Origin of the sequence: Tsuneonella deserti (assembly GCF_014644315.1) — a bacterium.
Classification (GTDB): domain Bacteria; phylum Pseudomonadota; class Alphaproteobacteria; order Sphingomonadales; family Sphingomonadaceae; genus Tsuneonella; species Tsuneonella deserti.
On the sequence record NZ_BMKL01000001.1, the window covers coordinates 1,910,755 to 1,933,564 of the forward strand.

General features: G+C 64.8%; 21 protein-coding genes and 1 other RNA gene. 8 read left to right on the forward strand and 14 right to left on the reverse strand.

Features of this window, described 5'->3' with window-relative positions; genetic code table 11:
* Position 1: 1 nt before the first annotated feature.
* Both IEW58_RS09350 and IEW58_RS09355 read right to left on the reverse strand, forming a co-directional pair.
* Positions 2-916 carry an ABC transporter ATP-binding protein gene (locus IEW58_RS09350; protein ID WP_188644872.1) on the reverse strand — a complete coding sequence of 305 codons (915 nt, stop codon included), beginning with the start codon at positions 914-916 and terminating at the stop codon, positions 2-4.
* Positions 916-2,025, reverse strand: a complete 1,110-nt coding sequence (locus IEW58_RS09355) for an ABC transporter permease (protein WP_188645750.1) — start codon at positions 2,023-2,025, stop codon at positions 916-918. The genes IEW58_RS09350 and IEW58_RS09355 overlap by 1 nt, the downstream gene beginning before the upstream one ends.
* A gap of 79 nt (positions 2,026-2,104) precedes the next feature.
* Between IEW58_RS09355 and IEW58_RS09360 the strand changes: the two genes are divergently transcribed.
* The 4 genes from IEW58_RS09360 (at position 2,105) to IEW58_RS09375 (ending at position 7,543) form a co-directional block, all read left to right on the forward strand.
* Positions 2,105-4,795 (forward strand): valine--tRNA ligase, encoded by a 2,691-nt coding sequence (locus IEW58_RS09360; protein ID WP_229658525.1) that lies wholly within the window; start codon positions 2,105-2,107, stop codon positions 4,793-4,795.
* A 5-nt stretch (positions 4,796-4,800) separates the two neighbouring features.
* Positions 4,801-5,160 (forward strand): VOC family protein, encoded by a 360-nt coding sequence (locus tag IEW58_RS09365; protein WP_188644874.1) that lies wholly within the window; start codon positions 4,801-4,803, stop codon positions 5,158-5,160.
* Positions 5,161-5,336: 176 nt separating this feature from the next.
* Positions 5,337-6,071, forward strand: a complete 735-nt coding sequence (locus IEW58_RS09370; RefSeq protein WP_188644875.1) for a 7-carboxy-7-deazaguanine synthase QueE — start codon at positions 5,337-5,339, stop codon at positions 6,069-6,071.
* Entirely contained in the window at positions 6,068-7,543 is a 1,476-nt protein-coding gene (locus tag IEW58_RS09375; protein ID WP_188644876.1) for an MATE family efflux transporter, read from the forward strand. Before IEW58_RS09370 ends, IEW58_RS09375 begins: the two co-directional genes overlap by 4 nt.
* A 4-nt stretch (positions 7,544-7,547) precedes the next feature.
* On the opposite strand, the gene IEW58_RS09380 is transcribed toward IEW58_RS09375, so the two are convergent.
* The 5 genes from IEW58_RS09380 to IEW58_RS09400 all read right to left on the reverse strand — a co-directional run bounded on the left by IEW58_RS09380 (position 7,548) and on the right by IEW58_RS09400 (position 13,546).
* Complete coding sequence (locus IEW58_RS09380) at positions 7,548-9,248, reverse strand: ATP-binding protein (RefSeq protein WP_188644877.1); 1,701 nt, start codon at positions 9,246-9,248, stop codon at positions 7,548-7,550.
* A gap of 84 nt (positions 9,249-9,332) precedes the next feature.
* Entirely contained in the window at positions 9,333-10,103 is a 771-nt protein-coding gene (locus tag IEW58_RS09385) for a TIGR02186 family protein (RefSeq protein WP_188644878.1), read from the reverse strand.
* On the reverse strand, positions 10,100-11,014 hold the full coding sequence (locus tag IEW58_RS09390) for a sulfite exporter TauE/SafE family protein (protein WP_188644879.1): 915 nt from the start codon (positions 11,012-11,014) through the stop codon (positions 10,100-10,102). The genes IEW58_RS09385 and IEW58_RS09390 overlap by 4 nt, the downstream gene beginning before the upstream one ends.
* A gap of 45 nt (positions 11,015-11,059) precedes the next feature.
* Complete coding sequence (locus IEW58_RS09395) at positions 11,060-11,914, reverse strand: hypothetical protein (RefSeq protein WP_188644880.1); 855 nt, start codon at positions 11,912-11,914, stop codon at positions 11,060-11,062.
* 231 nt (positions 11,915-12,145) lie between these two features.
* The gene (locus IEW58_RS09400; RefSeq protein ID WP_188644881.1) at positions 12,146-13,546 is read right to left on the reverse strand and encodes a glycosyl transferase family protein; all 1,401 of its coding nucleotides are present in this window, start codon (positions 13,544-13,546) and stop codon (positions 12,146-12,148) included.
* 205 nt (positions 13,547-13,751) lie between these two features.
* Between IEW58_RS09400 and IEW58_RS09405 the strand changes: the two genes are divergently transcribed.
* A complete protein-coding gene (locus IEW58_RS09405) occupies positions 13,752-13,970 on the forward strand; it encodes a hypothetical protein (RefSeq protein ID WP_188644882.1) in 219 nt (72 codons plus the stop codon).
* Between the two features lie 76 nt (positions 13,971-14,046).
* On the opposite strand, the gene IEW58_RS09410 is transcribed toward IEW58_RS09405, so the two are convergent.
* A complete protein-coding gene (locus IEW58_RS09410; protein ID WP_188645751.1) occupies positions 14,047-14,484 on the reverse strand; it encodes a VOC family protein in 438 nt (145 codons plus the stop codon).
* A gap of 80 nt (positions 14,485-14,564) precedes the next feature.
* Here IEW58_RS09410 and IEW58_RS09415 point away from each other — a divergent pair, with 80 nt between their 5' ends.
* Positions 14,565-15,323 (forward strand): SIMPL domain-containing protein, encoded by a 759-nt coding sequence (locus IEW58_RS09415; protein WP_188644883.1) that lies wholly within the window; start codon positions 14,565-14,567, stop codon positions 15,321-15,323.
* A gap of 43 nt (positions 15,324-15,366) precedes the next feature.
* Here the strand turns inward: IEW58_RS09415 and IEW58_RS09420 are convergent, their stop codons facing one another.
* Positions 15,367-16,125, reverse strand: a complete 759-nt coding sequence (locus tag IEW58_RS09420; protein ID WP_188644884.1) for a TorF family putative porin — start codon at positions 16,123-16,125, stop codon at positions 15,367-15,369.
* A gap of 220 nt (positions 16,126-16,345) precedes the next feature.
* Between IEW58_RS09420 and IEW58_RS09425 the strand changes: the two genes are divergently transcribed.
* A complete protein-coding gene (locus tag IEW58_RS09425) occupies positions 16,346-17,155 on the forward strand; it encodes a metallophosphoesterase (protein ID WP_188644885.1) in 810 nt (269 codons plus the stop codon).
* A gap of 209 nt (positions 17,156-17,364) precedes the next feature.
* Here IEW58_RS09425 and IEW58_RS09430 read toward each other — a convergent pair whose 3' ends face one another.
* From IEW58_RS09430 to IEW58_RS09450, 5 genes are all read right to left on the reverse strand, one after another.
* Positions 17,365-19,398 carry a S46 family peptidase gene (locus IEW58_RS09430; protein ID WP_188644886.1) on the reverse strand — a complete coding sequence of 678 codons (2,034 nt, stop codon included), beginning with the start codon at positions 19,396-19,398 and terminating at the stop codon, positions 17,365-17,367.
* Between the two features lie 70 nt (positions 19,399-19,468).
* An RNA gene (rnpB, locus tag IEW58_RS09435) (RNase P RNA component class A) lies at positions 19,469-19,860 on the reverse strand.
* Positions 19,861-19,866: 6 nt separating this feature from the next.
* A complete protein-coding gene (locus IEW58_RS09440; RefSeq protein ID WP_188644887.1) occupies positions 19,867-20,616 on the reverse strand; it encodes an N-acetylmuramoyl-L-alanine amidase in 750 nt (249 codons plus the stop codon).
* Positions 20,576-21,220, reverse strand: coding sequence for a histidine phosphotransferase family protein (locus tag IEW58_RS09445; protein ID WP_188644888.1), 645 nt, complete (start codon positions 21,218-21,220; stop codon positions 20,576-20,578). Before IEW58_RS09445 ends, IEW58_RS09440 begins: the two co-directional genes overlap by 41 nt.
* Positions 21,221-21,348: 128 nt before the next feature.
* Positions 21,349-21,747, reverse strand: a complete 399-nt coding sequence (locus IEW58_RS09450; protein WP_308419272.1) for a M67 family metallopeptidase — start codon at positions 21,745-21,747, stop codon at positions 21,349-21,351.
* 14 nt (positions 21,748-21,761) lie between these two features.
* Between IEW58_RS09450 and IEW58_RS09455 the strand changes: the two genes are divergently transcribed.
* A complete protein-coding gene (locus IEW58_RS09455; RefSeq protein ID WP_188644889.1) occupies positions 21,762-22,706 on the forward strand; it encodes an RluA family pseudouridine synthase in 945 nt (314 codons plus the stop codon).
* Positions 22,707-22,810: the final 104 nt, after the last annotated feature.

The following is a 22,810-nucleotide window of genomic DNA, read 5'->3' on the forward strand; positions in this document are numbered from 1 at the left end:
CCTATGCCCCCCGCGCCGTGGAGTTGTCCAACGATTCAGCGCGTTCCTTGCTCGCCCTGGCAGCGCGGCCACGCGGGCCGTTGAAGTATTCGTCGATCCACGGGTGATCGGTTTCGAGCAGCTCCGGGATCGTGCCGACTGCAATCACCCGCTTGTCGGCCAGCACCGCGACCCGGTCGCAGATCTCGTACAGCGTATCGAGGTCGTGAGTGATCAGGAACACCGTCAACCCGAGCGCATCGCGCAGGCCGCGCGTCAGCCGGTCGAACGCGGCGGCGCCGATCGGATCGAGCCCGGCGGTGGGCTCGTCGAGGAAGAGCAGCTCCGGATCGAGCGCCAGCGCGCGGGCGAGGCCGGCGCGCTTCTTCATGCCGCCCGACAACTCTGACGGATACTTGGCCACCGCCTCTTCGCCCAGGCCCGTCAGCATGACCTTGTAGCGGGCGATCTCGTGCATCAGATCGATGTCGATGTCGGGATAGAACTGCTTGAGCGGCACCTCGACATTCTCCCCCACCGTCAGGGTAGAGAACAGCGCGCCGCCCTGGAACAGCACGCCCCAGCGGTTGCGCACGCCGACGACATCCTCCGGATCCCCTTCGGTGATCGAGCGCCCGAACACCTCGATATGCCCTTCGTCGGGGGTCTGCAGGCCGATGATCGAGCGCATCAGCACCGACTTGCCGGTGCCCGATCCGCCGACGACGCCGAGGATTTCGCCCCGGTTGACCTTCAGCGAAAGGTTCTCGTGCACCACCTGATCGCCGAACTTGTTGACCAGCCCTTCGACCACGATCGGATGTTCGCCGCGAAAGCGCTCGAACGGGCGATTGACGTCGGGATCGCCGAACTCGGCCGCACCATCGGCCAGTTCGATGCGCTCGTCGCCTGCCTGCTCGTCGACCGGCTCTTCCATCACGCCCATCCGATGTTGGTGAAGAAGACCGCGAAGAAAGCATCGAGGACGATCACGGTGAAGATCGCGACGACCACCGCGTTGGTGGTCTTCAGGCCCACTTCCTCCGAGTTCCCCTGGACCTTCATGCCCTGGTAGCAACCTGTCATGCCCACGATCAGGCCGAACACCGGCGCTTTCACCAGGCCGACGTAGAGATCGTAAAGCGGCACCACGTCCTTGATGCGCGACAGGAACGTCAAGAACGGTATGTCGAGCGCCAGCTCGCCAATCACCGCGCCGCCGACGATGGCCATGCATGCGGAATAGAAACCGAGCAGGATCATCATGAAAGTCACCGCCAGCACCCGCGGCACGACCAGCGCCTCCATCGGCGAGATGCCGATCGTGCGCATGGCATCGACCTCCTCGGTCAGCTTCATCGTGCCGATCTGCGCCGCGAAGGCAGAGCCCGAGCGTCCGGCGACCATGATCGCTGTCATCAGCACGCCGAGCTCGCGCAGGGTGATGCGGCCCACCAGGTTCACGGTCAGCGATTCGGCGCCGAACTGCTCGAGCTGCACCGCTCCCTGCTGCGCGATGACGATGCCGATGAGGAAGCTCATCAAGCCGATGATGCCCAGCGCCGACACACCGACCAGTTCCATCTGCCGCACGAACGCCTTAGTGCGGAAGCGGCGCGGATGGCGGATCAGGGTCGCGACGGCGATGAGGAATTGGCCCAGAAAACCGATCGCGCTGATCGTTCCCCGCTGCATCCCGGCGACCCGCTCGCCGGTCGCCTCGAACACGCGGGTGAACACCGGCAGCCGTTCGGGCGTCACTTCGCCGCCCGGCTCGGTTCCGCTCAGGGCGTCGATCAGGCGCGCCGCCCGCTCGCTCGCGCCGACTACCTTGCCGCCGGTGTTGCGCGCGACGCTGAGGGCCATCCATGCGCCCACCGTATCGATTTCGCGCACCTGCGACAGGTCCACCTCGTCGAGCGGCCCCTCGATGGTGCGCAGCGCGGTATCGATGGGGGCGATGGTCGAGACGAGGTAGTTACCCGACAGGACCGCGCGCCGGCGCCCGCCCTGTTCGTCGATGGTGAAGTCCGCCCCGTCGCTCATCGGGGTCAGCGTATGGGGCGAAAAACGCAGGCCCACAAGCGGATGCGTGAAGACGTTGCGCGCGCGCAGGCGCGCTGGCATGGCCCCGCCCACCATGACCAGCGAATTAGCGAAGACTTTCGACCCCTCGGCGATCGAAGCACGGTGGTACGCGCATTGGGAAGCGAACGGGCTATTCCGGCCCGAACGCCCCGACGCGCAGCCCTTCACCATCGTCAACCCGCCGCCCAACGTGACGGGCTCGCTGCACATCGGCCATGCGCTCGACAACACGCTCCAGGATGTCGTCGTCCGTTACGAACGGCTGCGGGGCAAGGACGCGCTGTGGGTGGTCGGCACCGATCACGCGGGCATTGCCACGCAGATGGTCGTCGAGCGCCAGATGATGGAGCGGCAGGACAAGCGCACCAACTACAGCCGCGAGGACTTCGTCGCCAAGGTGTGGGAATGGAAGGCGGAAAGCGGCGGCACGATCACCGGCCAGCTGCGCCGCCTCGGCTGCTCGATGGACTGGTCGCGCGAGCAGTTCACGATGGACCCGCACTTTTCCGCCGCGGTCACCAAGGTGTTCGTCGATCTCTACAACGAGGGCCTGATCTACCGCGACAAGCGGCTGGTGAACTGGGACCCGGCGCTCGGAACCGCGATCAGCGATCTCGAGGTCGAGACGCAGGACGTGAAGGGCGGTTTCTGGCACTTCCGCTATCCGCTGGCGGACGGCGTCACCACAGACGAGGGCGCCGATCACTTGGTCGTCGCCACCACCCGCCCCGAAACGATGCTGGCCGACATGGCGGTCGCCGTGCATCCAACCGACGCGCGCTACGCCTCGGTCGTCGGCAAGGAGATCGTTCAGCCGATCACCGGCCGCCGCTTCAAGGTGATCGCCGACGAGCATGCCGATCCGGAGCTTGGCAGCGGCGTGGTGAAGATCACCCCGGGACACGATTTCAACGACTTCGAGGTCGGCAAGCGGGCGGGTATTGCGGCGGGCGATATGCTCAACATGCTCGATGCCGGGGCCGCGGTGGTGCAGACCGCGGACGGGCTGGTGCCGGACGAATTCATTGGCCTCGACCGGTTCGAAGCCCGCAAGCTGGTCGTCCAGCGGATGAAGGAAGCCGGCTTCCTCATCCCCCACGTCGACAAGGATGGCGCGGAACACGACGCCGAGCCGCGCACCATCGCGACACCCTACGGCGACCGCGGGGGCGTGGTGATCGAACCGTGGTTGACCGACCAGTGGTACGTCGATGCCGAGAAGCTCGCGCAGGCGCCGATGCAGGCGGTGCGCGACGGACGGATCGAGATCGTCCCGAGGACCTGGGAGAAAACGTTCTTTAACTGGATGGAAAACATCCAGCCATGGTGCGTCAGCCGCCAGCTATGGTGGGGCCACCGGATTCCCGCGTGGTACAAGGAGGACGGCACCGTCATCGTCGCCGAGAGCGAGGCCAAGGCACTCGCGCTCGCCGGCCCGGGAGCGAAGCTGACGCAGGACGAGGACGTGCTCGACACCTGGTTCTCTTCCGCCCTGTGGCCCTTCGCCACCCTCGGCTGGCCCGAGCAGACCGAGCTCCTCGAACGCCACTACCCGAACGACCTGCTGATATCCGGCTTCGACATCCTGTTCTTCTGGGATGCGCGGATGGCGATGCAGGGCCTCCACCTGATGAAGGAAGTGCCGTGGAAACGGCTCTACCTCCACGGCCTCGTGCGCGCGGCGGACGGCGCGAAGATGAGCAAGTCCAAGGGCAACGTGGTCGACCCGCTGGGCCTGATCGACAGGTTCGGTGCGGACGCGCTGCGCTTCTTCATGTGCGCCATGGAAAGCCAGGGCCGCGACGTGAAGATGGATGAGAGTCGGGTCGAGGGCTACCGCAACTTCGCCACCAAGCTGTGGAACGCGACCCGCTTCTGCCAGGCCAACGGCATCGGCGCATCGCAGACAGTCGCGGCCCCGCCCGCTACCCTGCCGGTCAACCGCTGGATCATCGGCGAGGTGACGGCCACCCTCGCCGCGCTCGACAAGGCGATGGCCGACCTGCGCTTCGACGCCGCCGCGAACGCGATCTATCACTTCGTATGGGACACGTTCTGCGACTGGTATCTCGAGCTCATCAAGGGCAACATCGACGAAGAGACGAAGGCCGTCGCTGGCTGGGTACTCGACCAGATCTTCGTCATGCTGCACCCCTTCATGCCGTTCATCACCGAGGAACTGTGGCACGCCCAGGGGACCCGGCCCTACGAGCTGATTGTGGCTCGCTGGCCCGATCCCCGGGCCGAGAGCGATGCGAGTGCCAAGGGCGAAGTCGAATGGCTGATCGAACTGACCCGCTCCCTGCGCACCGCCAAGAACGAGCTCGGACTGCCTCCCGGCGCAAAGCTGGAGGCATGGCTCGCCACCCCGTCCGACACGGCGAGCCGCGTCCTGGAAACCAGTGCTGCCGCGCTCGAGCGCGTCGCGCGCCTGTCGGCGGTTCACGTCACTCCCGCCCCCAATGGCGCGGCGATGCAGGTCGGCGCAGGCAGCGATGCGCTGGTCATCCCGCTTGAGGGCCTGATCGACGTCGAGGCTGAAAAGGCGCGCCTGGCCAAGGCGCTCGCGGCGTCAGAAAAGGAAGCGGCGGCACTGGCGGGCCGGCTCGCCAATGCCTCCTTCGTCCAGCGGGCCAAGCCGGAGGCGGTGGAGAAGGCGCGCGCCGATCATGCCCATCACAGCGCCGAAGCAGAGCGGCTGAAGGCGGCGCTCGACCGGCTGGGCTGACCGGGATGAAGCTCGACCACATGGTCGTGATGGTCCGCTCCCTCGAGGCAAGCCTGCCATGGTACGAAACGCTGCTGGGGCTTATCGGCTTTACCAGGAGCCGTCCGCACATCTGGGGCAACGATGACGGCGTGTACCTCGACCTCAAGCAGGCGGAGCCGGGCACGCGTGATTATGAGCGGCGCGGCCCTGGTCTCAACCACCTCGGCTTCACGGCCCTGGACGAGGCTGACCTCGACCGGGTGCGCGCGGGAATGCAGGCTGCCGGGTTCGAAGTGCCTGAGAAGCAGCACATCGGGAAGGAGATCGTCACTTTCTTCCGCGATCCGGATGGAATGCGGATCGAAGTGACCGTCTATTCCTGAACGGCCTCGAAGGCGATTTTCCTACCGGCGCCGAGTGTGTCATGGCGAGTGCAATGTCCCTTGCTCGCGCCTTGCCTCCGCTGCCCCTTCCGGCCCATTGCAAGGGCCTGGAGTTTTTATCCAGGACAGTGGTCCATGCGGTCCACGGTTCAGTTACAGACAGCGGAATCTGAACCGTGAACCTCGTCCTCGCCACCGACGACAGCGGCGGACCGGAGATCTTCGCCTCGCTCCAGGGGGAAGGTGTTTCGGCGGGCAGGCCGTGCACCTTCATCCGCCTGTCGCGCTGCAATCTGGCCTGCGTGTGGTGCGATACCGCATACACGTGGCGCTTTACCGGCGATAACCGTCCGCATCGCGATGCGATCACGTTCGAGCGCAAGCAGAACCAGGTGACGCTCTCGCCGGTGCAAGCGGCGCGAAGCATCGATCTCCTCGCCCCGCGCCGGCTCGTGGTGACGGGCGGCGAGCCGCTGCTCCAGGCTGCCGCGCTGGCCGAGCTTGCGGCCCTGCTGCCGGAGCACAGTATCGAGGTGGAGACCAACGGCACGGTCGAACCGGCGGCGCGCTTTGATACTTTCGTCGAGCAGTACACTGTCAGCCCCAAGCTCTCCCACAGCGGTAATCCCGCTGACCTCGCCCTCCCTCCCGCCCGGCTGGCCGAGTGGTCTCGCGACCCGCGGGCCTTCTTCAAGTTCGTGATCGCGGAACCGGCCGATGTTGCCGAGGTTCTGGCCCTGCAGCTCGCCTATTCCATGCAACCCGAACGCATCTTCCTCATGCCCGAGGGCACCGACAGCGCGACCTTGCGCGCCCGAAGCGCCTGGCTGTCGGATCTGTGCCTCGAACACGGCTACCGCCTGTCGGACCGCCTGCACATCCATCTCTACGGCGACACCCGCGGCACATGAACGACAACGCCCCCATTCCCGCCGCCGGAACGCGGCCACGCCCGCGGCAGCGCGATCTTACCAGCGGTCCCGTGCTGCAGACGCTTGTGCTCTTCAGCCTGCCGACGCTCGGTTCGAACCTGCTGCAGTCGCTGAACGGCACGGTCAATTCGATCTGGGTGGGCCGGCTGATCGGCGATGCGGCGCTGGCCGCGACCGCCAACGCCAACATCGTCATGTTCCTGGTCTTCGCCGGCGTGTTCGGCTTCGGCATGGCAGCGACCGTCAAGATGGGCCAGGCGTTCGGTGCCGGCGAAGTCGACGCCGCCCGCCGCACGTTCGGCAGCGCGGTCGGGCTTTGCCTCGGACTGGCGATAACGGTCGCGCTGGCCGGATGGGTGTTCGCGCCCCAGCTACTGACTGCGCTCGCCACCCCGGGCGAAAGCTACGGGCTGGCGCTCGAATACCTGCGGATCATCTTCATTTCGATCCCCGGCGGGATGCTCACGGTGATGATCGCGATGGGGCTGCGCGGCGCAGGAGATTCGCGAACGCCGTTCCTGTTCATGGGAGTCTCGGTGGCGCTCGACGTAGCGCTGAACCCGTTGCTCATCTCGGGAATCGGCCCGTTCCCCCGCATGGGCATCGCCGGCTCTGCCGCATCGACCGCGTTTGCCGGCTACGCCGCGCTCCTGGCGTTGCTCGCATATGTCTATGTCAAGGACCTGCCACTGCGCCTGCGCGGGGCGGAGATGGGCTACCTGATCCCTCGCCGCGCGGAGCTTGGCTACATCGTCGGCAAAGGCCTGCCGATGGGCGCGCAGATGCTGCTCGTGTCCTCGGCGGGGATCGTCGTAATCGGACTGGTGAACCGCGAAGGCCTGATGGCGGCTGCTGCCTATGGCGCCTCGCTGCAATTGTGGACCTACCTGCAGATGCCGGCGATGGCCATCGGCGCAGGAACGAGCGCGATGGCCGCCCAGGCGATCGGCGCGGGGATGACCGGCCGGATCGACGCGATCAGCCGCGCGGGCATCCTCATCAACTTGTGCCTCACCGGAACGATGACCGCCGTGCTTCTGCTGTTCGACCGGGCGGCGCTCGAGCTGTTCCTGGGCTCGAACAGCCCGGCTGTCGCGCTGGCGCGGCACATCCAGTTCCTAGCCAGCTGGAACTTCATCCTGTTCGGGGTGACGATCGTCCTGTTCGGAACAATGCGCGCAGGCGGAGTCGTGTGGGTGCCGCTGGTGGCGCTGGGCATCGCCTTGTTCCCGGCCCGGCTCGGTTTCTACTACGTTTTCCGGGACATGCTCGGGCAGGATGCGCTGTGGCTGTGCTTCCCCTTCGGGTCGCTGGTCTCGATGGGAATCGCGATATGGTTCTACCGACGCCCGGGATGGCGCACCAAGGGGCGCGCGATCAGCCCCGAACGCGCGGCGGAGGAGAGCCATACCGACGGTGAAGCCGCCGGCCGGTTCAAGCCGGAGCTTTAACCGGTTACTTGCCCTGAGAGCGCCAGCGCTGGACGATGCGGTGGACGCGGTCCTCCTCGCCTCCGCTCTGCCGCCAAAGGTCGACGAAGCTGGGATCCTCGGAAGCCGGGCGCTTCTGCTCCTCGAGGTTGTCGAAGCTGACGCGCATCGGGATCGCCACGCCTTCGCCGCAGATGATGCACTCCCGGTTGCGCAGCGCCGGGATCGAATCGAGGAAGCCCCGCGCGCCTTCGGGCATCGCCGCCTTCACGAACGACTGGTCGCGCTCGTTGTTGAGACGCATCGAAAGGATCGTGCCGCACTGCGACAGCACGCCCTCGGCAAGGTCGGACGGACGCTGCGTGATCAGTCCCAGGCTGATGCCGTACTTGCGGCCCTCCTTGGCGATACGCGACAGGATCTTGCCGACGGACGACCGGTCGGCGTGCTTCTCGCTCGGCACGTACCGGTGCGCTTCTTCGCAGACCAGGAGGATCGGGCGCGTCTTTTCCTCGCGTCCCCAGATGGCGAAATCGAACACCAGCCGGCTGAGCACGGCGACGACGGTGCTGGTGATATCCGATGGTACGCCGGACACGTCGATGATCGCGATCGGTTTGCCAGCGCTCGGCATGCGGAAGATCTTCGCAAGGAAGTCGGCCATCGTGTCGCCAACCAGCATACCGGAGAACATGAACTGGTAACGCGGGTCTGCCTTGAGCTCGTCGAGCTTGGTCTTGATCCGCATGTACGGCGCAGTGTTCGTCGCCTTGTCGAGCTTGCCCATCTCGTTCTGGATCTCGTTGGCGAGATCCGAAAGAAGATAGGGGATCGGCGAATCGACGGTGATCTTGCCCATCGATTCCGCCAGCCGGTTCTTCTGGCGCGCCCTGAGCAGGCACTTGGCCAGAATATCCTGGTCGGTCTGCAGGTCGTTGCCCGCAGAGGTGAGCAGCACTTCGCAGTGCTCCTCGAAGTTCATCAGCCAATACGGCATCTGCAGGTTGGAAACGTCGAGGATGAGGCCGGTATTGCGGAATGCCGCCGAGTACTCCCCGTGCGGGTCGATCATCAAAATGTGTCCGTCGGGAGCGGCATCGCAGATGCGATGAAGGATCAGCGCCGCGCTGGTCGACTTGCCGGTGCCGGTAGAGCCGAGCAGCGCGAAATGCTTGCCCAACATGGCGTCGATATAGAGACCGGCGCGGATATCCTTGGTCGGATAAACCGTGCCGATCTGGATGTTCGATCGTCCGTCGCTCGCATAGATCTGGCGAAGGTCCGCGGTGGTCGCCGGATAGATCAGCGCGCCGGGAATGGGATAGCGGGTAACACCGCGCCTGAAGCCATGGATCCGGCCGGTCAGCTTTTCCTCGTTGCCCTCGCCCAGGAAGTCGATGTTGGCGATGATGCCGCCCCCGGAGCGCCGGTCCTGCTTCTGATTGCGGACACTGGCAAGCAGCCAGGAGTTCCCCACCCGGATTTTGATCTGGCTTCCCACCTGGCCGGCAAGCGCGATGGACGGGTCCGGGTCAGCCATGCATTCGTTGAGTCGTTCGAGATCGAGCGCGATCTGCGATCCCGAACCTGCGATTTCCAACACCACCCCGATGGGCTGCATCGCGTTGTCGGGCGGAACGGCAGAAGTGCCACCGCTCTCCGTGGAAGGAGGCGGCGCTTCGCTGCTACCGAAACCCTGAAACGCCTGCTTGCCCAATTCGTCCATGTGCGGACTGCCCCTCGAAATTCTGCGACGAGCCGGCATGGACCGGGTGCGGTTAATATCGGGTCAACGCTGTTGTTGAGCCTGTCAGATCAGGGCAAACAGTCGACCGGCAATCCAGCCCATCCCGATCGACAGGCTCACGGCGAGAAGCCCGTAGAAAAAGGACTGCTGCTGCGCGAATACTTCCACGAACCGTTCGAAGCCCACCTTGCGCACTTCCACTTCGGCAATGGCAGAGGCGACCACCCGGCCACGGGCGACTGCGAAGGTTTCGGCCGTGTAGGTGCCCGTCTGCACACTCGAAGGAAGATTGATACGTGCCTGGTAGAGTACCTGGCCGCTGATTTTCACCCCGCTCATATCCTCCTGATACAGCCCTTGGCGGCGTTTCAGGTCCACCAGGCCCGATGTGAAGCGCGCCTGTTCCACCGGGTTGATCTCGCCGGTTGGCGACAGCTGGATGAAGTCGGTTCCGAATTCGTAGATCGCCGCAGTCCGCTCGTCGACAATCTTCGGCACGGGGCGAGAGGCCGCGACGGCGAAGAAGGAGGGTGCCGAGCGAAAATCGGTGCTCGCGGCATTGATCCACATGCCGCCGACCCGCGCCTTTTCGCGCAGCCGGATCGGCTGGCTGGGCCCCTTGAGAACCACGACGACGTCGTAATCCTGCGCCGCGCGGCTGCCGGCAGGGTCGAGGATCGCGCCGAACAGCAACAACTCGGTCCCGGTAAAGCCTTGCCGGACCCTGACTTCGTGCTGGCTCACTTCGGGAACCAGGATGGGATCGCGCGCTCCGGTGAGTACGCCCAACAGGACCAGCGCCAGCGCCAGCCTCTTGAAGGCTCGGCCCGTCAAAGCGGGGTCACCGTGTAAATTTCGTCCGGCTTCACTCCCAGCCCATAAAGCATTCTCAGCGCAATCAGCAGGACGAGACCGGCCAGGACCAGGCGAAGCGTCTCGGGCTTGGCCTTCTGGGCCAACTGCGTTCCGATCTGCGCTCCCGATACCGAGCCGAGCAACAACAATGCCGCCAGGACGAGGTCGACCGCCTTGGTGGTAAGCGCGTGCATCATGGTGGTCACGATAGTCACGAACAGGATGTTGAAGAGACTGGTGCCGACGACCACGCCGGCGCTCATGCCGAGGATGTAGAGCATGGCCGGCACGAGGATGAACCCGCCGCCCACTCCCATTAGCATCGTCAAGACGCCGACCCCCGCGCCGAGGATAAGCGGAGCCAATGGAGAGATGTACAGTCCGGAACGGTAGAACCGCCAGCGACCTGGCAGCGCCGCCACGAGAGGGTGGTGTCGCCGCTTGGCCGGACGGGGGCGCTCGGCATTCTTCGACGCGCGCAAAGCTCCCCAGGCTTCACGCGCCATCAGCGTGCCGATGGCGCCGAGCATCACAACGTAGAGGATCGAGATGACGGTATCGATCTGTCCGATCGACTGGAAAAAGCGAAACAGCACTGCGCCCACGCCGCTGCCAAGCATCCCGCCCACGACCGTCACGGCACCCATTTGATAATCGACGCCGCCCCGGCGATTGTGCGCCAGTACGCCGGAAACGCTTGCACCGGTCACCTGGGTGGAGGCGGAAGCCGCTGCCACGGTTGGCGGGACGCCATAGAAGATGAGCAGTGGTGTCGTAAGAAAGCCGCCGCCCACGCCGAACAATCCCGACAGCACGCCGGTGAGCGCACCTAAGGCGACGATAACCAGCCCATTGACCGAGAGGTTCGCGATCGGGAGGTATACGTCCATGGAACAGCCCTACCTGCTCATAGCCCCCGATTGAAGACGAGCGGTTCAGAAACCGGTCGAAAGGGTCAACGCAAGCCCGTTCCCAGGCGACGCATGGCCCGCGACCCGCATCCGATAGTCAAGAGTTAGCCGGGCAGACACGTGTTCAAACGAGGTATCAAGCGCCACCGTCGGCCCGACGTCGAGCCGTTCGGCATACTTCTGCGCACCACCCCAGGCGCCGGCACCCACCCGCACCCGGGCAGCGCCCTCTTGGGCCACCTGGCGAGTGACCCGCGTTTGCCCGTCAACGAATGCGGTCGCGTATCGGCCTCCGACCCAGCCGCCCTGTGCATATCCCTCGGCCCCCAGGCCAAGAGGCAAAGCGATCGGAGATAGCTCGCTCACGGCGAGGACCCCCGGACGAATCTCTGTCCCGTCGACCGCGCTCGTCAGGCGCATTTCGGCGATGATCCGCACAGGCACGGTCGCCACCGGGCGAACACCGAGGCCCGCGGCGATCTCTGCTTGTCGCGGACGGTCAGACGCATAAGTGGCGCGCGCGTGGATCGCAGGGCGGTGACGACCTGCTGCCAGATCGAAGCTTCCTGACGTACCGGCCTGGCTCCCTCCGTAACTCGCGGGCCACGCTCCCTGGGCAAGAGGCGGCAGTCCGCCCACCTGTCGCCACGCGATCCAACTCCCGACGCGCCACCGCCCTCGACTGCTTCCGGAAGGAGAGTCCGGAGGCAGTATCAGCAGCCGGTGAGGATGGTCGGCATCTTCCATGGCTTCTCGACCCGATATTGGCGGGTCGGGCAGCAGCGACGGGCCCTTGCTGTACTGGTCCGGCGAGTTAAGGGCGAGCTTTTCCGGGGACCTTAATGCCCCCGCACTGGATAATGTGGAGAGGCTTTCCATCCTCTTCGCGACGGGCGAGTGCGCCGGCGTCGCAAAGCCGACCAAGCGCTGTTGAGCCGACACATCGGCCACCTGACGCGCGGCCTCGGACGCGCGGGGTTTGGGCAGGCAAAATCGTCAATGGGAATGGCGATTCCCATAACCAGCAGCGCACCGCGGTCCAAAGGACCATCACGCACGCGAGGGCCACCAGCGGCTCCCCACGGCGCCGCTGCCGGGCCTGGAGTTTGGTCATCGCGCGGTCTCGGCGCCGATTTGCATCGCCGGATGGACCGTATGGCTTGTCTTGTCCCAACTTGGCGACCGGCCCCAAAGCGAGGCGACATAGCCTGTGAGCGCACGACGGCCCGCCATGATTGCGATGACGTTCGTCACGGGGATGCGCAGCACGGCTCTGAATCCCTCCAGCCAGCCATACTCGCGCGCTGTGAAAGCAAACCGCCATGCCACCCGCCAGAAAAAGCCGGCGACATTGATTCCCAGCAGGAGAGTGACGGCGGGGGAAGTGGGAAGCTCGGTTCCCAGTCCAGCGAGCCTGCCGAGCCAACCCAGCGTCGCCAGGAAAAGCAGCAAGTATCCCATTGCGAGCACCAGCGCTGTCATCGGCCCGCGGCGGTCCCTTAACCGCATCCACAAGTCGGCGGGATGCCGGCCCCAGCCGAGTCGGTCCCAAGACTGGAAGGCAATACCGTGAACCCAGCGGGCCTTCTGCCGAACCGCCCAGTCCAGCCGCGCTGGGAAGCACGCCCGCGTCGCTACCAGCCGTCCGTCCGTCGTGCGGCAACGGACGAAGCGCGATCGTCCGCCAAGCGCGGAGATTCCTAATCCAAGCTCGTAGTCTTCGGTCAGGCACTCGGAAGCGAATGGCCCGTCGGATTTGCGCTTCCGGTCGAGAGCCACCAGCGCAGAGCGTGCGATCGCACAGCCGACGCCTGCGGTCGGCAGGCCGGCGCCGAGGGCGTCCCGGACCACCATCGCCTTTCCGTGAGCCTCGGCGAACTCCTCACAGTAGTGGGAGGCAATCCATCGCGATTGCGGAAGCGGATGCGGCAATACCGGCAACTGGACCAGTGCGGCCGCACCGATTTCGTTGTCGAGCAGGTTGAGCGCCGCGGGATCAACCATGTCCTCGGCGTCGTGCATCACTATCATCCGGGCGGTCCGGCCGGAGCGCCTCTCATCCTCCTCAAGACCACGGTACAACCTGTTGAGGCAGTCAGCCTTCGTGCTGGGTCCGTCCCGGCCATGTATGACGAGGCGCAGGCGGGGATCGCCGTTCGCAGCGTCCAGCACGGCCTCGACCGTCTTGGGATCGTTGCGGTAGCACCCGATATAGAGACGCAAATCTTCCTGGGGCCAGCATCGAAGCGCATGGCGCACAGTAACGCCGATTACCGCATCTTCACGCCAGGCGGGGATAAAGACCGCAGCGATACCCCCGAGCGGGCGGCATGTCTCATTGTCGGTTATGACGGCGGAGCGCGCGCGACCCGACAACCGCAAGCGCAGCCAGATCAGATCGACAGCCAGTTCGTCCAGCGTGCCGATAAGAAAGAACAGACCTGCGAACAGCAGGAGTTCGTGTTCGACAAGCGCATACCATTGCGCAGGCGTGAATGATCCCGCTGGCAATTGCGACCCCTGTATTGCCCCGCGCGTCTAACTAACGATTCCCATTCAGGTTGCAACGCGCAAATGCCTGTTTTGTCGATATTGTATCGCTGCCAGTGGCCAATCGCATGATTAATACGATGTTTGCACTTGCGGCAAAATGGCGGCGAATATGACCGATCCGGACGCGACTTTCGTTGTCCGCAGCTACCCGTTGGGTTAGGTCATGTGCGCCTCGATCGCAAAGTGGCCAATGACAGAACAAACACAATTCGAATGTGCCTATTCGCATTTATCGGCGGCTCTTCCGCTGCTGGATTCGCTCGGCTTGCTTCTGGCGGCGGCAGATGTGTCCAACGCCCTCAGTCGAATGGAAAGGTCCGAGAGCGCCCAAGCCTTTGACCTGGCCGCGCTCGCGGACGCCGGAAGCTTCATCCGGCGCTAGCGGGGAAAGGTCGACGCTCCCGGCTGTCTGAGGATGCAGAGGCAAGTCGGGCCAGCGCGAAACTTACATCCCTGATTCACCAGCTTCCGGTGTTGGGCATGCTCTTCCACGGTTCGCGTGGGGGGAGGCTGCCGTCTTGCAGCAGTTCGACCGAAATCCCGTCAGGCGATTTGACAAAGGCCATGTGCCCGTCCCGCGGCGGCCGGTGGATCGTATGGCCAGCCTCCTGGAGCCGCTGGCAAGTCTCGTAGATATCGTCGACGCGATAGGCGAGATGGCCGAAGTTGCGCCCTCCGCCGTACTGCTCCGAAGCAGAGCCATCCTCGGGCGGCCAGTTATAGGTCAGTTCCACTTCAGCGACACCTTCCTGACCGGGAGCGGCAAGGAAGATGAGCGTGAACCGGCCCTGTTCGCTGTCAAACCTGCGCACCTCGTCCAGACCGATCAGCCGGAAGAAAGCGACCGTGGCTTCCGGGTCGGTCACCCTGATCATGGTATGCAGGTACTTGACCACTGACTGAGGCTCCATTCAAACTCGGGTCTTGGACAGCATGACTGTCCGTTACGCGCTCGCGCGGTGTCCGGAGCCTAGCGATGAACGAGCCATCCGATCAATCCTCGATTCACCCGCGTCGCTTTCCACGCGATGACCAGTCGCTTCGCCTGCTCGCCAGTGCAGGGCTATTGGCTTTGGGATTGGTCTTCGGCGGCTATCTGCTCGGTAACGGCCTGTTGCGGTCGAAGGAAGCGGATCGAGCGGTAACCGTGCGGGGCCTTGCCCAGCGGGATGTTACCGCTGACCTTGCGACGTGGACGATCTCCTACTCGGCCACCGGGACCGACCTTACAGCCGTGCAGGCCAAAGTGGGCAACGACACCGGCACGATAAGGAAGTTCTTTGCATCGCTCGGCTTTCCCGACAGCGCCCTCCAACCTACAGGCGCCAACGTTTCTTCCTACACCGACCAAGGGATTCTGCGATACACGGTGCGCCAGCGAATGGCCCTGCGCACAAACGATATCGCGCGGGCGCAACGGGCCGTGGCACGACAGTTCGACCTCGTCGCGCGCGGCGTGCTGCTCGAGGAAGGCAGCGGGATGGTCTACACCTTTACCAGGCTCGACGAGATCAAGCCTGCGATGGTTGCCGAGGCTACAAAGGATGCCCGTGCAGCGGCCGAGCAGTTCGCGAAGGACAGCAACACGAGCGTTGGATCAATCAAGGACGCGACCCAGGGATATTTCGAAATCGGTTCGCGCGACGGCGAGGGTGCCGGGGGCGAATGGGGAGTGTCGGACACGCCCTACAAAAAGGTTCGAGTCGTCACGACCGTGCGCTTCTCGCTCGACTAGCCGGGTGAATGGGGCCGGTTTCCGTGCCGGCCCCCGCCTATTCCTAGAAGCTCGCCCCGAGTGAAAAGACGACCGCGTCGTCGGTAAGGCCGTCAATCGAAGGACCTTCGCTGCCGACGTAAGACACGCCCAGCGTGAGCGGACCCAATACGGTCGCCGTGGCTCCTAGCGACCAATCGAGCCCCGTATCGTCGCCCGTTCCGGCCAAAAGCGGCGCTGCCAGGGCGCCATCGGTATAACCGAGGTGAGCCGAAAGGGTGAGCGGGGTCGTCGGGATGCCAGAATTCAGCTCGGTGTGAATATAAAGGCTATCGTTGCCGCCAAGAGAGTCCTGATTCCAGGCATAGTTGACCCCGAGCTTGGCCTGCACCGGCCCCAGGTCGCCCGATAGCGTGGCGTATGGCTCAAAATACTCCGCATCAACGCCTTTGGCATTCGTGGGATAGGCATAATAAAGCATGCCGACATCGAGCCCGATGCCCTCGGCCACATTGCCGCTCCAGCCGCCGAACAGGTCAACTTCGGCATCTCCGTAAAAGTCGGTTCCCCCGTCGTCGATCGAAGATGCCCAGGTGCCGCCATAGAAGCCGCTGTCATGGGTGATCGTCACTCCGCCCTGGACTGCCGGGTCTCCACCAGACAGCGACACACCGCGGAAACGGTAATCCGATACAAGCGCGACGCTTCCCGTGACGGTCAGCGGGCTCGCCCCCGCCCCGTCCTGCGCTAGAGCGGGGCTCCCGAATAGCACGGTGGCGGCAATCATCGTAGTCGCGGCCAGGCCGCGGATGGACGTAAGCATGGCAAACTCCTTGTTTGAGCTTCGTCCCGCCTGCGTATCGACGGTAGCCCGTCGTTTCGCGCGGGCGGATAGCGTCGATGCACTGCTGTCTTGCCGCGATATTGTGCGGTGCACAAGAAGAAATGCCGGGACAAAAGGCAGGCCGCATCCTCCCGAGGCCAATCGCAGAGCGTGTCGTTCATTGCCCGGGGAGGCGCCGTAACCTATTGCACCGTTCCTGATGCTAGAACCCTTGCGCAAGCTCTTCCGGTCACGCGAGACGCCGCCCCGCCCCCAGCCCCGGGTTCCGGAGGGCACTCGCTGGTATGCGGTTGGCGACGTACACGGGCGCCTCGATCTGTTCGAAGTCCTCATCGCGGCGATCGAACGCGACGATGGAGCAGCCGGGCCCGCGCAATCGACCGTGGTTCTCCTTGGCGATCTCATCGATCGAGGGCCTGACAGCGCAGCAGTGGTGGAACGCGCCCGGAGGTGGCAAACCGAGCGGCGAGTCAAGATGCTGGCCGGAAACCACGAGGAAATGTTCCTCAGCGGTCTGGAAGACGTTGGCATCCTGCGACATTTTCTACGCCATGGGGGACGTCAGACCGCACACAGCTACGGCATTTCAAGGGATGACTACGACCGCGCGACGGTTGAGGAGGTGCAGATCATGCTTGCAGCTCGCGTGCCCACCGAACACCGGCGGTTCCTGGCATCCGCGAAGAATTACGTTGTAGCCGGCGACTATCTGTTCGTTCACGCCGGGATCGCTCCCGATGTTCCGCTCGAGGACCAAGAGACGCATCACTTTCGGTGGATCCGCGAACCTTTCCTTGGCCACCCCGATCCGCACCCGCATTTCGTGGTTCACGGACACACTATAACCCCGACGATCGACGAGCGCCCCAATCGTATCGGTATCGATACCGGCGCCTACCATTCGGGGCGCCTTACGGCACTCGTGCTGGAGGGCTCAGAACGTCGGCTTATCCAGGCCGTGCATCGCGGCGATGTCATCGAGATTGAAGAAAGTACGGCGGGTTCCTGAAAGTCGGCGTCGCGGAGCGAGCCGTAAGGGACTTCTTTCGGGCCGGAATGTGCGCCAGCCCCTACGACGCGAACGAAGACGCCGAAGTCATCGCCAATTCGCCTTTGCCGGTACCCAGACGCATCCAACCGTCCGGAAGACCCGCGGGCGGCGAAGTTCAAAAATACAGCATCGGGCGCGACTGATCGCCAGCCGCGCCCGACCCTGACCTACTTCGCAGCCAGTTCCTTCACCAGCGCGGGGGCCGGATAGATTTTTTCCAGCGCTTCCTGCACCGCGTCGGTCGACACCACGACGGTCCGGTTCACCGTGCCGTCGTAGCCGTAGTTGCCGCCCAGTGAGTTGATGTTGCCATCGAACGCGGCTCCGATCACCGCGCCGGCCCGGTCGATCACCGGCGAACCCGAGTTACCGCCGATGATGTCGTTAGTGGTAACGAAGTCATACGCGGTAGCCGGGTCGATTTTCGCCTTGTTGGCGAGGAACGCCGACGGCGCGTCGTAAGGCTCGCTGCCGGTCGCGCGGTCGAACGTGCCGCCCATGGTGGTCATGAAAGGTACGTCGTTTCCGCGCTCGTTCCAGCCGGCGACCTTGCCGTAGCTGATCCGCAGCGTGAAGGTGGCATCGGGATAGAGCGTGTCGCCGTATGCGGCGAAACGGGCGTCGGCGAGCTGGCTGCCGGCGATGGTCAGCGGAGCCGTGTAGACCGCATCCGCCTTCTGCTTGAGCTCGCGCTGGCGGTCGGCCAAGCGCAGGGCATAGACGATCATCGGGTCGTCAGACGCCCTGATCGCTTTCATCCCGCCGTCCCACAACGCCTTGCGCACAGCCGGATCGGCTAGCTTCGAACCGCTGACGAGCGACTGCGCCAGCCCCTCGGGGCTCGCCTTGCCGAGAAGAAGCTTGGTGTCCGGATCGTCCGCCCCGAGATACTCGCGAGCCTTCGACAGACTCCATTCCAGCGTCAGCTCGTCGAGCCAGGGGTAGATCGGCTTTTCGTCGAGCAGGCGCTTTTCGGTCAGTGGCAACGCGCTGTCGGTATAGCCGGGAAGGCGTTCGCCATTTGGCTTGGTGCGTTCCTGCGCGGCAAAGACCAGAGCCTGGGCGTAGCTATAGAGCTCGCTCGAAGGCTGGGTGAACCGCATCGGAAGGTACAGCGAACGGTACGCCGTGACCGCCGCATCAACCGTGGTCCACGGATCGGCTCCACCTGCACCTTTTGCCTTGAGATCGGCCTCGGCAGCCGCGAGCTTGCCGGTGAACGCCGGATCATTGAGCGCCTTCACGCGACCGATGTAGACCTTGAGGCTGTTCTCGATCCCATTGAGTTCGTCGAGCCCTTCGCGCGCATGGGCGGGGCTCTCGTCCATCGCGCGGATCAGGCGGCCGCGCAGTTCCGAATAGGTCGCCACCGTGACCGGCAGGCGCACTTCGCGTTCGAAGGCCAGCTGGCTCTGGGTGAACAGGCGGTTGGTCGAGCCAGGGTTGCCGACGACGAAGGTCGCTTCGCCTTCCTTGGGCGGACGCGGGCTCCACTTCAGGTGGTTCGGCGTGGCGACCGGCTTTCCGTTCTCGTAGGCTCGCAAAAAGCTTGCATCGAGCGAATAGCGCGGAAAATTGAAGTTGTCGGGATCGCCCCCGAAGGTCGCCGCACGATCTTCCGGCGCCCAGACCAGCCGCACGTCGGAGTACTTGCGGTAGGTGTAAAGCTTGTACTGCCCGCCGCCGAACAGGGTGACGACCTGACAGCGCGTGGTCGCGGTGTCGGTGCAGCCCGCCTTCTCGATCTCGGCGATCTTGGCATCGCGAGCCTTGGTCAGCGCTTCGCCGGTGAGCGTCCCGAACACCGCCTTCACGTCGCTGGTGACGTCGGTGATCTTGGTCACCACCTCTGCCTGCTGACCGGGACACTTGAGTTCCAGGTCACGCCGGTCCGCGACATATCCCTTGTTGAGGTAGTCGCTGGCGTCGTTCGAATTATCGAACAGGCAGCTGGCGACGCAGTGGTGGTTGGTGAGGATCAGGCCCTGCGGCGAAACGAAGCTGGCCGAACAGCCGCCGGTCAAGCGCACCGCGGCGTTCTGCACCCGGTTGAGCCAGGCCTGGTCGGGCGCCCAGCCGTAATCCGCCTTCATCTTGGCGGCCGGAAAATTATCGAACGTCCACATGCCTTCGTCGGCGGCAGCCGGCGCTGCGGCGAGCGCAAGCACGGCGGTGGACAGGAAAAACGCGCGACGGTTCATCTTGGAAGCTCCCCAAAAAATTCTCGTGACCCTGCTCTGTCGCCAACCTCGCCAAACCGCAACGAAAGATAGTGCCAGGAGGCCTGTAAGCCGGGTTCTGTCCCGTGGGCGGTATCCCCGAAAGGACCGGCCGCTCGGGGGCAGCCATTCGTCTAACCCTTGCGTCGCCGCAAGATTCAAGCAGCCAACCCGGACCTCTCGGAGCGAAACGCCCCTGCCCAGTGGGCGCGAGGCCCCTATTTGGCCTTGCTCCGGGTGGGGTTTGCCGTGCGAGCGCTGTTGCCATCGCCCCGGTGCGCTCTTGCCGCACCCTTTCACCCTTACCTTCCGTGGAAGGCGGTCTGCTCTCTGTGGCACTTTCCCTGGGGTCACCCCCGGCGGGCGTTACCCGCCACCCTTGTTTCGTGGAGCCCGGACTTTCCTCGGCGCCCTGACGGACGACGCGGCTGCCCAGCCTCCTGGCAGCGCCTACCTAGCGTGGCCGCGGTCGCGATCCAAGAGCAGCTGGAAAAGGATCGCGCGGACCTGCCCGTCGATCTCGCCATCGATCCTGTGCGGACGCCAGCGCCGCTGGAACGCCTCCACCGCCTTGCGACCTTCGGTGATGTCGTAACCGAAACGTTCGAGCGCGAGGTAGAACGCAGCATCGTTGTGGAACGGGTCGCCTTGCTCCAGCTTTTCGGGACGCGGCAGGCAGAGCTTGTATTCGGCGAGGCGGTCCCACGGAAACAGCTCTCCCGGATCGATCTTGCGCGCCGGGGCGATGTCCGAATGTCCGACCACGTTGGCGCGGGGAATATCGTACTCGCGCACGATGCGCGCCAGCAACGGCACCAGCGCGTCGAGCTGCGCCTCGGAGAACTCGCGGTAGCCGAGCGCGTGGCCCGGATGATCGAGTTCTATCCCGATCGAGGCCGAATTCACGTCAGGATGGCCGCGCCAGTAGCTTTGCCCCGCGTGCCAGGCGCGCTTGTCCTCGTCGACCAGGCGGATGACCTCGCCCGCTTCGCTTATCAGGTAATGGGCGCTGACCTTGGCTTGCGGATCGATGAGGCGGGCAAGCGATTCCTCGACGCTCGGCATCTCGGTGTAGTGGATTACCGCCATCGAGACAGGCAGCTTGCGCTCGTCCCAGTTGGGCGAGGGAACCGAGCGGTGAACCAGCTCGTCCACCGTCTCAGCCTTCCGGCAGGACCGCGCCGAGCACCAGCGCGCCATCCGACAGCATGTACTGCAGTCCGCCGCCCGCCTGGTCGGCAAGGAGCGAGAGCATGTGGGCAGCAGCGGTGCGGCTGCTGAGCTCGCGCGGAGCCAGCTTGCCTTCGAGCGCCTTTCCGATCGTTTCGTCGAACGCGATGCGCGGGCCGGCGGCTCGCACCACGATCTCGCTCGCCCCGCCGCGGCTTTCAGCTCCCACGTCGAGTGTTCCGCCGCGCACCAGCGCGTCGATGCCCATCTGCGCGAAATTGAGCAGGACCTTGACCGCACCCTTTGGCAAGCGATCGGCGGCAAGTGCCCAGTTGAGTTCCACCCGCCGCGCATCGCCGACCAGTGCCTCGATCACCGACTTGGCCTCGTCCACCGGGACGCTCTCTCCAAAGCCGCCGGCGGCGCCGAACGCGAGGCGGAAGAACTTGAGCTTGTCGGCGCTGATCCGCGCGCTCTGCTCAAGCAGTTCAAAGCACCGCTGGCGCATTTCCGGATCACGCTCGTCGGCCAGCAGCTCCAGCCCGTTGGTCAGCGCGCCGACGGGGGAGAGGAGGTCGTGACAGAGGCGCGAGCACAGCAGGCTGGCAAGATCGAGCGGATCGGTTTCATTCATGTGGTAAGGCAGTTTCCTGAAGCGTGGACCGCATGGACCACAGTCCTAGTGCAAAAATCCGCACCCGTGCCAGTCCACTGTCGAGCGAACGGAAAGAGGTGGTGCGGGCGGATGTCATGACCCGAGCACTAGCCGCCGGTCGCAAGGTAGGAAAGCGCCGCGAAGCCTTCCGCGGTGTCCTGCCACCAACCGACCTTCCCTTCGCCGACGATGGCCCACACCCTGCCGTCTGCGGTGGCCTGCGCGCGGTCGGTTGCCGACGGCTCCGGCGGTCCGGCGGGATGGGAGTGGTAGTATCCCAGCACCCGCGGCCCTCCCCCGCGCTCTGCCCGATGCGCATCGATCAGCGCGCGCGGGTCGATCTCGAAATGCGTATCCGGCGTCGGATGAACGTTTGCGCAGGGCCGGATCGAGCAGACCGCGCCGTTCGTGCCCAGCAGCAGGCCGCACGCCTCGTGCGGATGCGCGGCGGCCGCCTCGGCAATCAGCTCCCCGATCAGGGCGCTTGAGACTTCGATCGTCTTCACCCATCTCCCCTAGCATGGGCGAGGGGGAAATCATCACCGGGATGCTGGCGTCCGCGGGCCGGCTGGACAGGGAACTGGCCGGCGCCAGCGGCCTGTCGCGTGAACGGGTCAAGGCTTTGCTTGCCGAAGGCGCGGTGACCCTGGATGGGAAGGCGGCATCGAACCCCTCCGCCAAGGTCGGCGGCGGCGAGACATTCGCCATTGCCCTCCCCCCGCCAACCCCGCTCGACGCCGAGGCGCAGGACATCCCGCTCGATATCGTGTTCGAGGACGAGGACCTCATCGTGGTGGACAAGCCGGCGGGACTGGTCGTCCACCCGGCGGCGGGCAACCTCGACGGCACGTTGGTCAACGCGCTGCTTCACCACTGCGCGGGGCGGCTGTCCGGCATCAACGGCACCTTGCGCCCGGGAATCGTCCACCGGATCGACAAGGATACCTCGGGCCTGCTGGTCGTTGCCAAGAGCGATGCAGCGCACGAAGGGCTTGCGCGGCAGTTCGCCGACCATTCGATCGAACGGACATATCTGGCGGTCTGCGCCGGACACCCCCGCCCTGCCGCGGGCACCATCGAGGCGCGGCTCGGCCGGTCGGACGCGAACCGCAAGAAGATGGCGGTGCTGTCCGATACCGCTTCGCGCGGGAAGCATGCGATCACCCATTACCGGACGATCCGGGCGCTCGACGGGTGCGCGCTGATCGAGTGCAGGCTCGAAACCGGGCGCACGCACCAGGTCCGGGTTCACCTTGCGTCAATCGGTCATCCGCTATTGGGGGACCCTGTCTATGGACGCGATCCCAAGGCCCTGCGCCCGCTCCTCAAGGAGCTTCATTTCGCCCGCCAGGCACTCCACGCCGCGAGCCTGGGCTTCGTCCATCCGGTTACGGGAAAACGGCTCGTCTTCGAGGCGGACCTACCCGCCGACATGGCGGAACTTATCGACCGAACCGGTCATTGAAATCGACGAAACGCGCTGCACGGACGCGCGCAATCCGGTATATATGGATCAGCGTGCCCCATCAGGTGGATGCCCGTCTGGGGTCCCGATAACGAGGGCGACGC

Coding starts and splice junctions, on each gene's coding strand:
- IEW58_RS09350 (WP_188644872.1), bottom strand. CDS start 916: ATGGAAGAGCCGGTCGACGAGCAGGCAGGCGACGAGCGCATCGAACTG.
- IEW58_RS09355 (WP_188645750.1), bottom strand. CDS start 2,025: ATGAGCGACGGGGCGGACTTCACCATCGACGAACAGGGCGGGCGCCGG.
- IEW58_RS09360 (WP_229658525.1), top strand. CDS start 2,105: ATGGCCCCGCCCACCATGACCAGCGAATTAGCGAAGACTTTCGACCCC.
- IEW58_RS09365 (WP_188644874.1), top strand. CDS start 4,801: ATGAAGCTCGACCACATGGTCGTGATGGTCCGCTCCCTCGAGGCAAGC.
- IEW58_RS09375 (WP_188644876.1), top strand. CDS start 6,068: ATGAACGACAACGCCCCCATTCCCGCCGCCGGAACGCGGCCACGCCCG.
- IEW58_RS09380 (WP_188644877.1), bottom strand. CDS start 9,248: ATGGACGAATTGGGCAAGCAGGCGTTTCAGGGTTTCGGTAGCAGCGAA.
- IEW58_RS09390 (WP_188644879.1), bottom strand. CDS start 11,014: ATGGACGTATACCTCCCGATCGCGAACCTCTCGGTCAATGGGCTGGTT.
- IEW58_RS09395 (WP_188644880.1), bottom strand. CDS start 11,914: ATGGAAAGCCTCTCCACATTATCCAGTGCGGGGGCATTAAGGTCCCCG.
- IEW58_RS09405 (WP_188644882.1), top strand. CDS start 13,752: ATGTGCGCCTCGATCGCAAAGTGGCCAATGACAGAACAAACACAATTC.
- IEW58_RS09415 (WP_188644883.1), top strand. CDS start 14,565: ATGAACGAGCCATCCGATCAATCCTCGATTCACCCGCGTCGCTTTCCA.
- IEW58_RS09420 (WP_188644884.1), bottom strand. CDS start 16,125: ATGCTTACGTCCATCCGCGGCCTGGCCGCGACTACGATGATTGCCGCC.
- IEW58_RS09425 (WP_188644885.1), top strand. CDS start 16,346: ATGCTAGAACCCTTGCGCAAGCTCTTCCGGTCACGCGAGACGCCGCCC.
- IEW58_RS09430 (WP_188644886.1), bottom strand. CDS start 19,398: ATGAACCGTCGCGCGTTTTTCCTGTCCACCGCCGTGCTTGCGCTCGCC.
- IEW58_RS09440 (WP_188644887.1), bottom strand. CDS start 20,616: ATGGCGCGCTGGTGCTCGGCGCGGTCCTGCCGGAAGGCTGAGACGGTG.
- IEW58_RS09445 (WP_188644888.1), bottom strand. CDS start 21,220: ATGAATGAAACCGATCCGCTCGATCTTGCCAGCCTGCTGTGCTCGCGC.
- IEW58_RS09455 (WP_188644889.1), top strand. CDS start 21,762: ATGGGCGAGGGGGAAATCATCACCGGGATGCTGGCGTCCGCGGGCCGG.